At 61.4% G+C, this 13,767-nt stretch carries 14 protein-coding genes and 1 pseudogene; all 15 read right to left on the reverse strand.

Annotated features, from left to right (window positions below; genetic code table 11):
- Positions 1-234 (reverse strand): nucleotidyltransferase family protein (locus ACUVTA_RS02200; protein ID WP_445951353.1); only part of this gene is annotated, 234 nt, incomplete at its 3' end.
- Positions 235-405: 171 nt separating this feature from the next.
- Positions 406-1,035, reverse strand: coding sequence for a glycosyltransferase family 4 protein (locus ACUVTA_RS02205; protein WP_445951354.1), 630 nt, complete (start codon positions 1,033-1,035; stop codon positions 406-408).
- Positions 1,007-1,456, reverse strand: a complete 450-nt coding sequence (locus ACUVTA_RS02210) for a glycosyltransferase (RefSeq protein WP_445951369.1) — start codon at positions 1,454-1,456, stop codon at positions 1,007-1,009. Before ACUVTA_RS02210 ends, ACUVTA_RS02205 begins: the two co-directional genes overlap by 29 nt.
- A gap of 568 nt (positions 1,457-2,024) precedes the next feature.
- Positions 2,025-2,402, reverse strand: coding sequence for a prenylated flavin chaperone LpdD (gene lpdD / locus ACUVTA_RS02215; protein ID WP_445951355.1), 378 nt, complete (start codon positions 2,400-2,402; stop codon positions 2,025-2,027).
- 10 nt (positions 2,403-2,412) lie between these two features.
- The gene (gene selB / locus ACUVTA_RS02220; RefSeq protein WP_445951356.1) at positions 2,413-4,320 is read right to left on the reverse strand and encodes a selenocysteine-specific translation elongation factor; all 1,908 of its coding nucleotides are present in this window, start codon (positions 4,318-4,320) and stop codon (positions 2,413-2,415) included.
- Entirely contained in the window at positions 4,317-5,711 is a 1,395-nt protein-coding gene (gene selA, locus ACUVTA_RS02225) for an L-seryl-tRNA(Sec) selenium transferase (RefSeq protein WP_445951357.1), read from the reverse strand. The genes selB and selA overlap by 4 nt, the downstream gene beginning before the upstream one ends.
- Before the next feature lie 96 nt (positions 5,712-5,807).
- Positions 5,808-6,875: a cyclic dehypoxanthinyl futalosine synthase gene (gene mqnC, locus ACUVTA_RS02230; RefSeq protein WP_445951358.1), complete on the reverse strand. Its 1,068-nt coding sequence runs from the start codon at positions 6,873-6,875 to the stop codon at positions 5,808-5,810.
- Positions 6,868-7,722: a menaquinone biosynthetic enzyme MqnA/MqnD family protein gene (locus ACUVTA_RS02235; RefSeq protein WP_445951359.1), complete on the reverse strand. Its 855-nt coding sequence runs from the start codon at positions 7,720-7,722 to the stop codon at positions 6,868-6,870. Before ACUVTA_RS02235 ends, mqnC begins: the two co-directional genes overlap by 8 nt.
- Before the next feature lies 1 nt (position 7,723).
- Positions 7,724-8,830, reverse strand: coding sequence for an aminofutalosine synthase MqnE (mqnE, locus tag ACUVTA_RS02240; protein WP_445951360.1), 1,107 nt, complete (start codon positions 8,828-8,830; stop codon positions 7,724-7,726).
- A gap of 18 nt (positions 8,831-8,848) precedes the next feature.
- Positions 8,849-9,727, reverse strand: a complete 879-nt coding sequence (locus ACUVTA_RS02245; protein WP_445951361.1) for a UbiA-like polyprenyltransferase — start codon at positions 9,725-9,727, stop codon at positions 8,849-8,851.
- Complete coding sequence (locus ACUVTA_RS02250) at positions 9,717-11,156, reverse strand: menaquinone biosynthesis decarboxylase (protein ID WP_445951362.1); 1,440 nt, start codon at positions 11,154-11,156, stop codon at positions 9,717-9,719. The genes ACUVTA_RS02245 and ACUVTA_RS02250 overlap by 11 nt, the downstream gene beginning before the upstream one ends.
- A 15-nt stretch (positions 11,157-11,171) precedes the next feature.
- Positions 11,172-11,894 (reverse strand): demethylmenaquinone methyltransferase, encoded by a 723-nt coding sequence (locus tag ACUVTA_RS02255; protein WP_445951363.1) that lies wholly within the window; start codon positions 11,892-11,894, stop codon positions 11,172-11,174.
- 27 nt (positions 11,895-11,921) lie between these two features.
- Complete coding sequence (locus ACUVTA_RS02260) at positions 11,922-12,650, reverse strand: hypothetical protein (RefSeq protein ID WP_445951364.1); 729 nt, start codon at positions 12,648-12,650, stop codon at positions 11,922-11,924.
- Between the two features lie 223 nt (positions 12,651-12,873).
- The gene (gene speD / locus ACUVTA_RS02265) at positions 12,874-13,254 is read right to left on the reverse strand and encodes an adenosylmethionine decarboxylase (RefSeq protein WP_123926693.1); all 381 of its coding nucleotides are present in this window, start codon (positions 13,252-13,254) and stop codon (positions 12,874-12,876) included.
- 98 nt (positions 13,255-13,352) lie between these two features.
- A pseudogene (locus ACUVTA_RS02270) lies at positions 13,353-13,767 on the reverse strand (fumarylacetoacetate hydrolase family protein); the annotation flags it as partial.

Below are 13,767 nucleotides of genomic sequence, written 5' to 3' on the forward strand. Positions count from 1 at the left end.
GATGAAGTAGTGCAGGCGGACCCCAAATTCGCTGCCGTCACCGAAGTAATCCTGAATCGCCTCGGGTAGGTAGCGGAGCGTCACACCGATCTCCCGAATGCCGCATTTTTTCAAGAGGTCGATGCAATAGGCCATAATCGGCCGGTTGACCACAGGAACCATCGGCTTAGGCCGGTTGCAGGTCAAAGGGCGCAGGCGGGACCCCTCACCGCCGGCCATAATGATCGCCTTCAAGATATCCCCCTCCCAAAGTCAGGCGTAACGTCCCAGAAGTTGATAAACCTTGCCCGCCGGCCGTGGCCGGACCGCGAAGGGGTCGGGCCAGTCGACCCGCCGCCGCTCATACCAAACCTCCTCGTAGAGACGGCCCTGGTCCGCCGGGCGATATCAACCCAGTTGTAATCCCTAAGGATTCTCTGGTAGGCCCGCGTCCGCAAGGTATCCGCCAGGTTCCGGATGGCTAAGCAGCGCTACAATCTTGTCAGCCAAGGCCTGGGGATTATCCGGCGGGCACTTGAGTCCATTCACCCCGTCCTGCACAATCTCCCCGAGTCCCCCCGCCTCGGTCACGACCACCGGAACCTTTGCCGCCATCGCCTCGAGCGCCACGATGCCGAAAGGCTCGTAGAGGCTGGGGAAAACGGCGACCGCCGCCCAGCTGTAAAGCGCGTTGCGGGTGGCGTCATCAACGTAGCCGGTGAAGTAGACGCGGTGCGCAATGCCTAACCGCTCCGCAAACTGCCGGAGCTCGTGCTCGTAGGGCCCCTTTCCCGCAATCACAAACTTCGTCTGGGGGTGCCGCGCGAGAACCAGCGGTGCCGCAGCAAGCAGGACGTGGACGCCTTTTTCCCGCACCAGGCGACCGATATAAAAGACGATCTTCTCGTCCGGCGCAGCAAACCAGTCGCGCGGTGGATGGGGCTGCCGCACTAAGTAATTTCCTGGGTTTACGCCGTTGGGGATGACCGCGAGCTTGTCGGATGGCACCTGGAAGATATACTTGAGCTCACCCTCCATGTGGCGGCTTGCAGACAATCACCTTCCAGGCCTCGTAGCAGAGCCACCATTCGATACTGCTGATAAAGCGTTGGAGGTCGTTATGTAGTCCGTTGTGCCGGCCGAACTCCGTTGCGTGGATCGTGGCCACTAACGGCACGCGCAGTCCGTGCTTGAGCGCCCGCGCCGCCCAGGCTACGAGCCAGTCGTGGGCGTGGACCACGTTTACACCCCGCACCCGCTCGATAGCGGGGAAGGCCCGTTCGAGAAGGGCCACATTAAACTGCATGACCCAGGTAACGAAGTCGGGGGTGCCAGGTGTGTAGGGATGGACCCGGTAAACCTTCGCCCCGTTTACCTCTTCAACTTCCGGTACTCCCGGCGCACCGCAGGTAAAGACCAAAACCTCAACGCCCCGGGCGGAAAGCGCCGCGGTTAAATCGTAGACGTGCTGTGCCAGTCCCCCTACGGTTTTCGGGGGGAACTCTCACGAAAGCATCGCCACCCGCATCAGTTCTCCCCCTCCGCTTTCGTTAACCGCAAATCAACCACGAAACAAGTCCTAAGCCGGATTCTTCTCACCCCCACTCACCGGAAACCTCTCCCTGATCACCACCCTACAAGCATATGCGTAAGGTGGAATAATAATGACCCATAGGTTTAAAGAGCGGTTTCTTTTCGCAATTTTGCCCGGATTTAGTATCTCCCGAAGAAAAAAGCAAAATCCAGGGTTACGGAGGACCGGTAGGGAAATTAAACAGTGCAGAAAACGGGGCTTCTTGCCGGTTATTAAAGCCTCCCTCCGGACAAGCGTAGCGTGTAACCGGTCGAAGCAGCAGGGACGCGCTCTGGCCGCGGAGGGAGGCCTGCAGGCGGGGAAAAGCCGGCTTCAGATGATCCTGCCGGCGTGAATGATATAGCTCCAGTTAAGGCCGTTGTTATTATCCCAATCCGGCCGATAATATTATGCCCCCGGACGGACTTAATAACCCGCCGGGGGCGTTTAAGTTCAAAAGCGCTTCTAGACCTTAAGTTATAAGCCGCACTAGGCCGTTTACCGCCTCGCTCACGTTCGCCACCAGTAGGTCTATCTCTTCGCGGGTGGCCGCTTCGATGTGCACGCCCGCCACAACCACGACCGGTTGGGCGCAGGTAACGGCTAATTTTTCCGCCGCCGGGCGAGCGATCTCGTCGTCCCGGTGGCCATAAAGGGGCACGACAGTGGTGCTGGCCCGGAGTTTGCCGGGTTCACCGAGGCTCGGCCGCGGCAGCGCTAGGGCCACCGCACCCACGTGAGGCTTTTCCCCACCGAGGATCTGAACGATGAGGCCCTCCGCCGTTAACGTAGCGAGCACTTCGATCCGGTACCTCCCCGTACCGGCCGTTATGGTTAAGGTACGTACCATTGCTGTTCCCCTATTTTTTAAGCAGGACTCTTTTATCGCCTACGCGCCGTGTCACCCGCTTCTGGTCGAAGTACTCAAGCAGCGGGAGGGCGAACTTCCGGGAGGTTTTTAGGAGGTCGCGCACCTCGGCAACGGAGATCTCGCCCTGTCGCTGCAGGAGTGCCACGACCAAATCCTGCGCTTCCCGTAAGGCCGCCGCGTGAAAAATCAGGTCCGCACCGATTTTCACTAGGGTATTGTTGCGGAGGAGGTAGGCAAGATATTCCCCCGCCTCCTCCGGCGGAAGCTTGACCCGGGCCGCCGCTTCTTCCCAGCTCGGCGGCTGAAAGCGCGCCTCCCGGTAAAGCGCCGCTAACTGCGCGAGTAAGCGCTCCGTCGCCGGCGGCAGCACCCGGCCAAAGCCAGCTAGCGCGACGGCTTGACCCCGGAGCTCTACCAGCCCGTCGTCGGCCAGCGCCTGCAGTAGCGTCTGGAAAACGCGGCCGGGCACATCGGGGAAGAGGCGTGACCGGAGCTCCTCCTTCGGATAGCCTTCGCGGAGCGGGAACTCCCGGTGGTAGGCGCCGAGAATCTCCCCTATCTTCTGCTTAAGCTTATCGTAAAACCGGGCGTCGAGAACAAAAAGCTGATCTTCTACCGAGAAAACTTTCACGCGGCCTGCAGCCGCAAGCTCCTGTACCTGGCGCGTGACCTCTTCCGGCAGCATACCGGTCGCCGCCGCTAGAAAACCGATGTCCCGCGGCACCCCTGCGGCGCCTAATTGCTGGAGCACCTTCTCGGCGGGTGAACCCGACTCTATCGTTCGCAGGCGGTCGAGTACTTCGGGTCGGAAACGCTTGTGGCGCTCGGCTGCCGGGTCGAGAACCACGCCGCCACCGATCGTCTCCAGCGGGGAGAAAGACCGCAGGACAAAGCGGTCCTGGCGGTCCGCCACCACCGGTTCCTCAAGGAGAAGCTGGGCGTACGCAGAGGCACCCGGGGCCAGTTCGTCATGGTCGAGGAGCACCGCCCGCCCCATGACCTCGGCCGTACCGAGGTGAAAGCGGACCCGCGCCCGGTTCTTGAGCGGGCGTGCCGCAGGCAGGAGGAAAAGCCGCGCGTCAAGCACACGAGAAGCTCTGAAAGCGCCGGGGGTGGCCAGAACGTTGCCCCGCTGCACCGCCTCCCGCTCGACCCCCGCCAAATTGACCGCCACCCGCTGGCCGGCCCGCGCGCTCCGCGTCTTCTGCTTGTGGACTTGTAAGGAGCGGACGCGGCCGCTGATACCCTGGGGCAGCAGGGTCAAGGTATCTCCTTCGTTAATCGTTCCGGAAACCAGCGTACCGGTCACCACCGTCCCGAAGCCCGCGACCGTGAATACCCGGTCGATCGGTAGCCGCACCGGCCCCCCGGCGGGTCGCTCCTGAACCTCCTGAACAGCGCGGTCGAGCGCCGCGACGAGTTCCCCCAAACCCTCTCCCGTGACCGCCGAAACGGGAATCACCGGCGCCGCCGCGAGCACCGTCCCGGCAAGGTACTCCCGGACTTCTCCCAATACCAGCTCCAGCCATTCGGCATCCACAAGATCGACCTTGGTGAGCGCCACCACGCCGCGCGCGACTCCAAGGAGCTGAATAATGTCGAGGTGCTCCCTGGTCTGCGGCATCACGCCCTCGTCGGCCGCGATCACGAGGAGCACGAGGTCGATGCCGCCTACGCCCGCCAGCATGTTTTTGATAAAGCGCTCGTGCCCAGGAACGTCAACGATACCGGCTCTGATGCCGCTCGGCAGGTCGAGGTAGGCGAACCCAAGTTCGATCGAGATGCCCCGCTCCTTTTCTTCTTTGAGGCGGTCGGTATCGATTCCGGTGAGGGCCTTGACCAGCGCCGTCTTGCCATGATCGACATGCCCGGCCGTGCCGATGGTAACCGATTTCACTGTGGACCACCCCGCAGCAGCGTCCTGCAGGCGCCGGTAAGCAACGGGAATTCGGCCGGGTCGATGGTCCGCAGGTCAAGGACCAGCGCATCCCTCTCCACACGGGCCACCACGGGCGGCTCTGCCCGGAGGAGCCGCCGGGCAGCCTCCCCGGCCTCAAGCTCCGGAAAAGAGAGGTACACGCACGCCGTGCGCGGTAAAGCCGTCGGTAGCGCGCCCCCGCCCACCTCGGAGCAGCTCTCATCAACCCAAACGGCAACGTCCGGGCCGAGCGCCGCCGATAGCTCACCGGCAAGCCTCCCGGCAAGCGCTTTGAGTTCCTCCAGGGGCCGCGTCAGCAGCCGCAACGTCGGGATGGTCGTGAGGGCCTCCTGGGGGTCCAGGTACTCGCGCAACGTAGCCTCCAGCGCCGCCAGGGTGAGCTTGTCGATGCGCACCGCCCTGGTCAACGGGTTCTTCTTCATCCGCGCAATATACTCCCGGCGGCCGACAATGATGCCGGCCTGCGGGCCTCCCAAGAGCTTGTCGCCGCTGAAGGTAACCACGTCCACTCCGGCGCCCACGATCTCCTGAACGGTTGGCTCGTACGGCAAGCCGAAGCGCCGCAGATCAACCAGGGTGCCGCTACCCAAGTCGGACATGACGGGAAGGCCGTGTTCGCGCCCCAGACCGCTCAGTTCCGCAGGCGAGACCTCGCGGGTGAAGCCAACAATCCGGTAGTTGGACATGTGCACGTGGAGCAGGAGGGCCGTCCGCTCGGTGATCGCGTTGCGGTAGTCGGAAAGGTAGGTCTTGTTCGTGGTCCCGACCTCGACGAGAATCGCCCCGCTCTGCCGCATCACGTCCGGAATGCGGAAGGAGCCCCCGATCTCCACTAACTGGCCGCGGGAGACGATAACCTCTCGCCCTGCGGCCAGGGTGCTCAGGGCGAGGAGCACCGCCGCGGCGTTGTTATTCACCACCAGGGCCGCCTCGGCGCCGGTCAGGCGGCAAAGGATATCTTCCACAAGCGCGTAGCGCTCGCCCCGTTTTCCCTGGTTGAGGTCGAATTCGAGATTGGTGTAGCCGCCCGCCGCCGCAATCGCCTGCAGCGCCCGGTCGCAGAGCACCGCCCGCCCTAAATTCGTATGCAGGACCACCCCCGTGGCGTTAACCACCCGCCGCAGTTTCGGCAGAACGGCTTGCGCCACCCCGGCCGCCACCGCTTCCGGTCGCAGGTCCACACTCTCGCCGCGCAGCAGGGCCGCGCGCAGGCCGCCGAGCACCCCGCGCACCGCTTCTACCACCGCCCCCCGCGGGTAAACCGCGAGCAGATCGCGCACTCCCGGGAAGCGGAGCACCTCGTCCACCGCCGGCAGTTGCCGCAGTGCCGCATTCTTGTCCGCTGTCAACTCTCTCCCTCCTCTTCGCCGCCGGCCATTGGCCCCACATCTTTATAAAAAGCGCCACCCCCGCGCCAAAGCGCCTCTCCTACAGCACCGCAAACGTCAAAATGTTCTGATTATCCGGTAATCGGTCGTCCGCTGTGCCGGCACAAAACCGGCGTCCCGGATCACCCGGAGGATTTCGCTCTGCGGCACGCGGTAGGCGGCACCCGCCGCCCGCACCACATTTTCTTCTAACATTGTGCCGCCGAAATCGTTCGCCCCGAAGGCGAGGGCCACCTGCCCCACCCGCGCGCCCTGAGTCACCCAGGAAGCCTGGATATTCCGCACGTTGTCGAGAAGCACGCGCGCCAGCGCAAGCACCCGCAGGTATTCGACCACGGGCGGCGTCCTCCCACCCAGGGCTGTGTTCCCCGGCTGGTAGCTCCAGGGGATGAAGGCGGTAAACCCTCCCGTCTGGTCTTGGATCTGCCGGATGCGGATAATGTGCCGCACCCGCTCTTCGGGAGTTTCCACCGTTCCGAACATCATCGTCGCGCTGGCAAAGAGCCCTAATTTGGCGGCGGTTACCATCACCGCCGCCCACTCCTGCCAGCTTATCTTCCGCGGACTTACAATCCGGCGCACCCTATTTACCAGAATTTCCGCTCCCCCTCCTGGCAAGGAGTCAAGGCCCGCCTCCTTAAGCCGCTCCAGCACCTCACGCACCGGTAAGCCTTCCAGCCGGGCAAGGTGAACGATTTCTGGCGGCGAGAGGGAGTGGATGTGCACGGGGAAGCGCGCCTTGATCGCCCGGAAAAGGCTGGTGAAGTAGGCAAGGTTCAGGCGCGGGTGCAGCCCCCCCTGGATGAGCACCTGCGTCCCTCCCTGCGCCACGAGTTCCTCAATCTTCTTCATTATCTCGTCGTGGCTCAGGACGTATGCGTCCGGGTCGTCTTCGCGCCGGTAAAAGGCACAGAAAAGACAGCCCGACTGGCAGACGTTCGTGTAGTTGATATTCCGGTCGATGACGAAGGTAACGTAGCCCTCGGGATGCAACCGCCGCCGGATGAGGTCCGCCGCCCGGCCGAGGCTCAACAGGTCGGCTTTGTAGTAAAGTTGCACTCCTTCCGCCTCGGAAAGGCGCTCGCCGGCCACCGCCTTGGCAAGCAGTTTCTCCGGACTAGCCAACGGTCTCCCCCCAGATGTTAAACTTATTCACCCGTTCTTCAATCAGCCCTAGCTTATAGGCATAATCGTAAAAACACAACAAGCCTCGCTGGTATCTTTCGTCAAAATCATGCCTTATCAGGCCAAAATAGTCGCGCAGAACTTCTTCCGGTAACCCGGTAGCTCGTTTAGCTTCTTGGATAAGCTCCTCAAGACGCCGCATCCCTTCAGCCTTCGCTGCGGCGAGGGTCTGGACCAGCGCCTCCGTCTCTTCCGGGTGGTTTACGGCAAACTCCCGCCGGACCGTCCAGAGGGCGTAAACCATCATTTCCCCGGTAAATTCCTTCCACGCGGCGCCCAGATCAATAACCTGCAAGGGCAGCCCCCGCTGCCGCACCTGCGCCGCAGTCACCAGCGCGTCATTGCCGATGAGGAGCGCGGCTTCCGCTTCCCGCAACATTGCCTCCAGATTTGGCGGTCGGACGATGAAGCGCGCCTCTACCTGGTAGTGGTAAGCGAAAAGTATCTGGACCAGCACCACCGAAGTAGCCGAGGCGTCCGTAAGGGCAATGGTACACCCTTCGAGCTCTGTCGGCGGCCGGCGACTGAAGAGCAGAATGCTCTCCACACGCCCGTCTGCACCCACCGACAATCCCGGCAGGATAATCGTTTCGCCAGGCCGGCGCGCGTATTCGATGGAAGAAAGCGGCGTTACGTCAAGCCGCCCCTCACTGAAAAGCCGGTTAAGAAACGTGGGCACTCCCTTAACAATCTCCAGGGGAACGCCGTAGGGAACCAACCTTTTTACAAGCGGGTAGTAAACAGGGAGGCAGTTGAGGTAATCGACCTGCCCCAACCGGACCGGCAAACTAAAACCCCTCCCTCACGGTGTTATAGAGGGCGTCGCGCTCCACAGGCACGTAGCCCGCCGTCCTGATAAGTTCCACCAGCTCCTGCCGGGCCAGCCATTCAGGGCTTTCGGCCCCGGCGCTGTGGGTGATTTTTTCCTCCACCACCGTCCCCTCGAGGTCGTCGGCACCGAAGTGGAGCGCAATCTGGGCGATTTTTGGGCCGAGCATTACCCAGTAGGCTTTAACGTGCGGAAAGTTGTCGAGAAGCAGCCGGGCTACAGCGATGGTCTTCAAATCGTCGAAACCCGTGGGGCATTCCTGCACCTGCTCCGCAAGCGCGGTGTTGCGGGGGTGAAAGGCCAAGGGTATAAAACTCAGAAAGCCGCTTGTTTCGTCCTGCAAGCGGCGGAGGGCCAACAGGTGGTCCACCCGCTCCTCAACCGTTTCGAGGTGCCCGTAAAGCAGGGTGGCGTTCGTCGGGATACCGAGACGGTGGGCGGTGGCGTGGATAGCGAGCCACTGGTCGCCGCTAATCTTCCGCGGGCAGATGAGCTCGCGAACCCGGGGTGCAAAAACTTCGGCGCCGCCCCCTGGCAGGCAGTCAAGCCCCGCCTCCTTCAGGCGCTCCAAAACTGCCGCTACCGACAAGCCGTGGCGCCGCGCCAAAAAATCGACCTCGACAGCGGTAAGCGCTTTTAGCGTCACGCCGGGCAGGATTTCTCGCGCCCGTCGCAGCAACTTTTCGAAGTAGGTGAGATCGAGCTCCGGGTTAAGTCCCCCGACAATGTGCAACTCGCGCACCCCAAGCTCTTTCATCCGGAAAAGCTTCGCCTCTACCGCGTCAAGCGACAGGGTGTAGGCGCCCGCCTCGCCCGGAGCGCGGCTAAAAGCGCAAAACCGGCAACGATTAACGCAGACGTTGGAATAGTTAAGGTGGTGGTTGACGGCGAAGTAGACCCGGTCACCGTGGCGCCGCCTCTTCGCCAGCGCGGCCAGACGGCCTACAGATAACAGGTCGGGCGACCGGAAAAGCGCAACCGCATCTTCCCGCTCCAGCCGCTCTCCTGCCGCAACCTTGGCGGCTATTTCTCCTAGGGCCCCGTCCAGTTGCCAGATTTCGGCCAAAACCATTCCTCCGTTCGGCTACCAAAGGATATCGAGCAGGGTAAAGACCAGCATCTCCGTGCTAAGCAGGCCGTTCAGGTTAAAGAAGGCGATCCCCACGCGGGATAGGTCGTCCGCCCGGACCAGCCGGTGCTCGTAAAAAAGGAGCGCTACGGCCACGGCCACTCCGGTCCAGTACAGGGCGCCGAGCCCCAGCGCCTTCCCGGTGAGGGCGAAAAAGAGTGGCGCCAAAACGTGACAGCCCCGCGCCACCCAGAGCGCAGGCCCGATCCCGAACCGGGCCGGCAGCGAAAAGATCCCCTCCCGCCGGTCGAAGTCGTAATCCATACAGGCATAAACGATGTCGAAGCCGGCGACCCAGAAGAGTACTCCTAGACCTAGGAGCACCGGCGGCAGCGCAAACCCGTTGGTGATCGCCACCCAAGCGCCGACAGGAGCAAGGGCCAGGGTCAGGCCCAGGTAGAAATGGCACGCCCAGGTAAAACGCTTGGTGTAGGAGTAAAACCAAAGGATAAGAACGGCGAGGGGGAAGAGTTTGAGCGCCAGGGGACTGAGCTGCCACGCCGCCACCAGCAGCAGGCCGCAAGAAAGAAAAACGTACCCCCATACCTCCCGAGCCGAAAGTAGCCCCCGCGGTAACGCGCGGTTGGCCGTGCGGGGGTTCCGCGCGTCTATCTCCCGGTCGATGAGCCGGTTTAGCGACATCGCCGCCGTCCTAGCCCCCACCATCGCGACCGTAATCCAGAAAAAGTCGTGCGCTGAGGGCAGCCTCTTTCCCGTTAAGAAGGCCCCGATGTAGGCAAAAGGAAGCGCGAAAATGGTATGCTCAAACTTGATCATCGCGAGGAAAATCTTAAACTTTTGCCACGAAGGACTTAAAACCTGACTAAAAGCCATACTCCGGCCACCTCCGGTCAACTAGCGCCTTGACCTCCGGGCTCATCACAACATCTTCCGGCCATTCCCGCTCGTGTCCCTCGCCTGGCCACTTCCGCGTAGCGTCGATGCCCATCTTCGACCCGTAGGCGAAACGGGGGGACGCGTGGTCGAGCACATCGAGCGGCCCTTCCGAAAGAATGACGTCCCGGCGGGGATCGATGTTGTTGAAGACCCGCCACCAGACCTCACTCATGTCCTGCACGTTGACGTTCGCGTCGACCACGATCACTAACTTACTGAAGGCGAGCTGCCCCATTCCCCAAACGGCGTGGATGATCTTCCGCGCGTGTCCGGGATAAGCCTTATTAATCGAAAGCACGACGCAGTTATGGACCACACCCTCCACCGGAAAGTTGATATCGACCACCTCGGGAAGCTGCAACCGGATGAGTGGCAGGAAAAGCCGTTCCGTAGCTTTACTGATGAAGGCGTCCTCCATCACCGGCCGCCCGACGATCGTGGCTGGGTAGATGGGGTTGCGCCGGTGGGTGATGTAGGTGACGTGAAAAACCGGGTAGTAATCAGCCAGCGAGTAGTAGCCCGTATGGTCCCCGAAGGGACCCTCGAGCCGCTGCTCCTCCGGGTCGACATAGCCCTCAAGGACAATCTCTGCGTGCGCCGGAACCTCGAGGTCGACCGTCTCGCACCGGACTAGCTCCACCGCCTCCTTCCGCAGAAAGCCAGCGAAGAGCAGTTCGTCGATCCCCTGCGGCAGCGGCGCGGTGGCCGCATAAATCGTGGCCGGGTCGGCGCCGAGGGCAACCGCTACCGGCAGCCTCCGGCCCTGCGCGCGCGCCTTGCGGTAGTGAGCGGCACCGTCCTTATGGATGTGCCAGTGCATCCCGGTCGTCCGGGCGTCGAAGACCTGCATCCGGTACATCCCAACATTGCGCCGGCCCGTCTCCGGGTCCTTCGTGAAGACGAGGGGCAGGGTGATGAAACGCCCCGCGTCCCCCGGCCAGCACTTCAAGACCGGAAAACGGGTGAGATCCGGCTCCTTTACCACCACTTCCTTGCAAGGCCCGGTACGCACCAGCCGCGGCACAAAAGAAGAAAGCTCCGCCAGCCGCGGCAGCGCCTTCAGCTTGTCCCAGAGGCCTTGCGGGAGTTCGGGTTGCAGGAGGGCGCACAGCTCTTCCCCTACCGCGTCAAGGTCCTCGGTGCCGAGGGCCAATTTCACGCGCGCGAGCGTCCCGAAGAGGTTGGTAACAACAGGGATCTCGTAGCCGCGAACGTTTTCAAAAAAAAGGGCCGGGCCGCCCGCCTTCACGATGCGGTCCGTGATCTCGGTAATCTCGAGCTCCGCATCCACCGGCGCCATGATGCGCTTCAGCTCCCCGCGCTCTTCGAGAACCTTGATAAACTCCCGGAGATCCCGGTAGCGCAAAAAACCACCCCGTTTTTACGGCTTTGTCCCGACGTGCACCGCCACGATACCACCGGTCAGCTCAAAATAGTGGGCGTCCTTCAGCCCCACCGCCGTGAAAATGTCGCGAATCTCGTCCTGGTGCGGGAAAACGCGCAGCGAGTTGGGCAGGTAGCTATAAAGGCCGCTGGTACCCACGCCCAAGCGTCCGATAAGCGGCACCAGCTGGTTAAAGTAAAAGTAGTAAATCTCCCGGAAACCCGGTATCCGGGGTTTAGCGAGTTCCAACGACACAACCTTTCCCCCCGGCCGCACCACCCGCATCATTTCCCGAATCGTCTGGGTAATATCCGGAACATTGCGGAGGGCAAAGCCGATGGTGGCGCAATCGAAAGTATCGTCGGGGAAAGGCAGGTTCATCGCGTTACCCCAAACAAGCTCAATCACATCCTTGTAAGGGGTGCGGGCGATATTCTCCCGCCCTTTGGCCAGCATCTCCTCGCAGAAGTCAACCCCCACAACCCGTCCCTGGAGGCCCACCACTTTCGCCTGCTCCAGCGCAAACATACCCGTACCGCAGCAAACGTCGAGGCCGTAGCCGCCGGGCTTCAGGCCGCACTGGGCCACGGCGAAGCGTCGCCAGTACTTATCCCGGTTAAAACTCAAGACGGTATTCAGGAGGTCGTAACGGTGGGCAATGCGCGAGAAGAGCGCGTGCACGTAAGCTTCCTTTTTCTTGTATTCCTGCGGAATATCCATCAAGTCTCCCTCCGTCCCCATCGCCCCTTACCGGGTGGCAGCGGCCTCCACGCCCAAAATCGCCCGGGCTATGAAATTCAATAACTTTTCAAGGTGGTGTCGGGCAGGGCGCGCCGGTAGCCGCGCCAGCGCTGCCTGCGCCCCGGCAAGGTAGGGTGTGGCCAGGGATAAGGAAGCGCCGCGCCGGAGCAGGCCGTAGAGCATCCCGAGATTGAGCCCGAAATCATGCAACTCTTCTGTGAAGGGCGCGTCGGCCAGTGTTCCCGGCAGGCGGCAGCACTCGCCAATCAAGAGCGCTACTTCTTTCTCTATTATCGAGAGTTCCAGACTCTCCGGCGCTGCGGCGGCAACTACGGCGCACTCAGCCTGCACGACCTGCGCGAGCGGGATAAGCAGGTGCTGCAGCGCAGCATCCGCCAGAAAGCGGAAAGAGGCGCTATAAAGGTAATCACCCAGCAGAATCAGGTTCTTAAGCGTGTCGTCTTTCGCGTCAGCAGCACTGGCTTTCCGGTGTAGGACCCCGGCCAGAAAAATAAATTGCACCGTCGCCGCCAGCGGGAAAAGCGCGGCCGGCGGGGCGCCGCAAAGGCGGCCCGAGAGGAAAACACGCGCCGGACGGAGGTGGTCCTCCAGCGCCTCTTTCTCCAAAAACCGCGGTGATAGCCGGCTCCCGCTTTTACTAATCGTTTCGTCTACCGTTGTTCGCACCACTGCCAGTTCGTGACGGAGCGGCAGCAGCGATTTAAGGTCTTTCAATTCCCTGCCTCCGTTAGCCGACGTTAAACGGCCACCGTATCCGGTCAGCGCCTTCTCATCGACACCTTATATTCGCGCGCAGCGTGCTTTTTCCTGCCGCAAAAAGCCCCTTTTAAAACAAATCGGCCTTGCGTCGCTCTTTCGCTTCGCAAGGCCAACCTAACCTTGATACGCTGCTTCTTCCTGGTATTCTCTTAGGCCCGTACTAATAAACACCCCTCCTTCAAACTGCCTGGGCCGCCTGCGGTGAAGTCTCGAAAATAAGACCTCGCTTTTGCTCCTTAGCGAGGACCCGCTTAGCCCGGAAACCACGGGTCAGGTAGTTGCAGGCCTCCCAGGGATCCACCTTGTCGCCACAGGTAAAGACGTCGACCGCGGCGTAGCCCAATTCCGGCCACGTATGAATCGCGAGGTGGGACTCCGAAATGACCACCACACCGCTTACCCCTTGCGGGCTAAACTTATGAAAGACGAACTCCCTAACCTCTGCGCCTGCCTCGAGTGCGGCATTGACCATAATTTTTTCCACTAGTTTGATGTCGTTCAGCGTGTCAAATTCGCAGCCGTAGAATTCGGCCAAAACATGCCGACCCAAAGCCTTCATCTTGGTTCCCATCCCCCTTTGCAAAGTTTTTCTTTGGCACAATCAACACAATTTTAACACATCCCCCCCTGTTGTCAACAAAATTTTGTACCCCTCTGTCACCCTGCGACGACGTAGTTTCGCAACTTACCGATTCCCTCGATGTTCAACCACCACGCTGTCTCCCGGTTTCAGGGGCCCAACGCCGCTCGGGGTTCCCGTCAGGATGACATTCTCAGGGTGCAGGGTCATTACCGCCGAGATGAAGCTCACTAGGTAGGCAACGTCTAAGATGAGTTCCTTGGTGGAAGAATGCTGCCGCCGTTCCCCGTTGAGGTATAAAGCGAAATCGTGCAGTCACCGGGGGCAAAAGCGGTGACAATGAAGGGACCTAGGGGGCAGAAGGTATCGAAGGACTTGGCGCGGGTTCACTGCCCGTCTTTCTTCTGCAGGTCGCGCGCCGTAACATCATTGGCGCAGGTATACCCGAGAATATATTCGCCCGCCTCTTCCGGCCGGACGTGACGCGCAACC

It is taken from the genome of Thermodesulfitimonas sp. (genome assembly GCF_052743955.1).

What these genes read in the sequence shown, in the direction of transcription:
- lpdD (WP_445951355.1), bottom strand. Translation starts at nt 2,402, where the DNA reads ATGGTACGTACCTTAACCATAACGGCCGGTACGGGGAGGTACCGGATC.
- ACUVTA_RS02245 (WP_445951361.1), bottom strand. Translation starts at nt 9,727, where the DNA reads ATGGCTTTTAGTCAGGTTTTAAGTCCTTCGTGGCAAAAGTTTAAGATT.
- ACUVTA_RS02255 (WP_445951363.1), bottom strand. Translation starts at nt 11,894, where the DNA reads ATGGATATTCCGCAGGAATACAAGAAAAAGGAAGCTTACGTGCACGCG.
- speD (WP_123926693.1), bottom strand. Translation starts at nt 13,254, where the DNA reads ATGAAGGCTTTGGGTCGGCATGTTTTGGCCGAATTCTACGGCTGCGAA.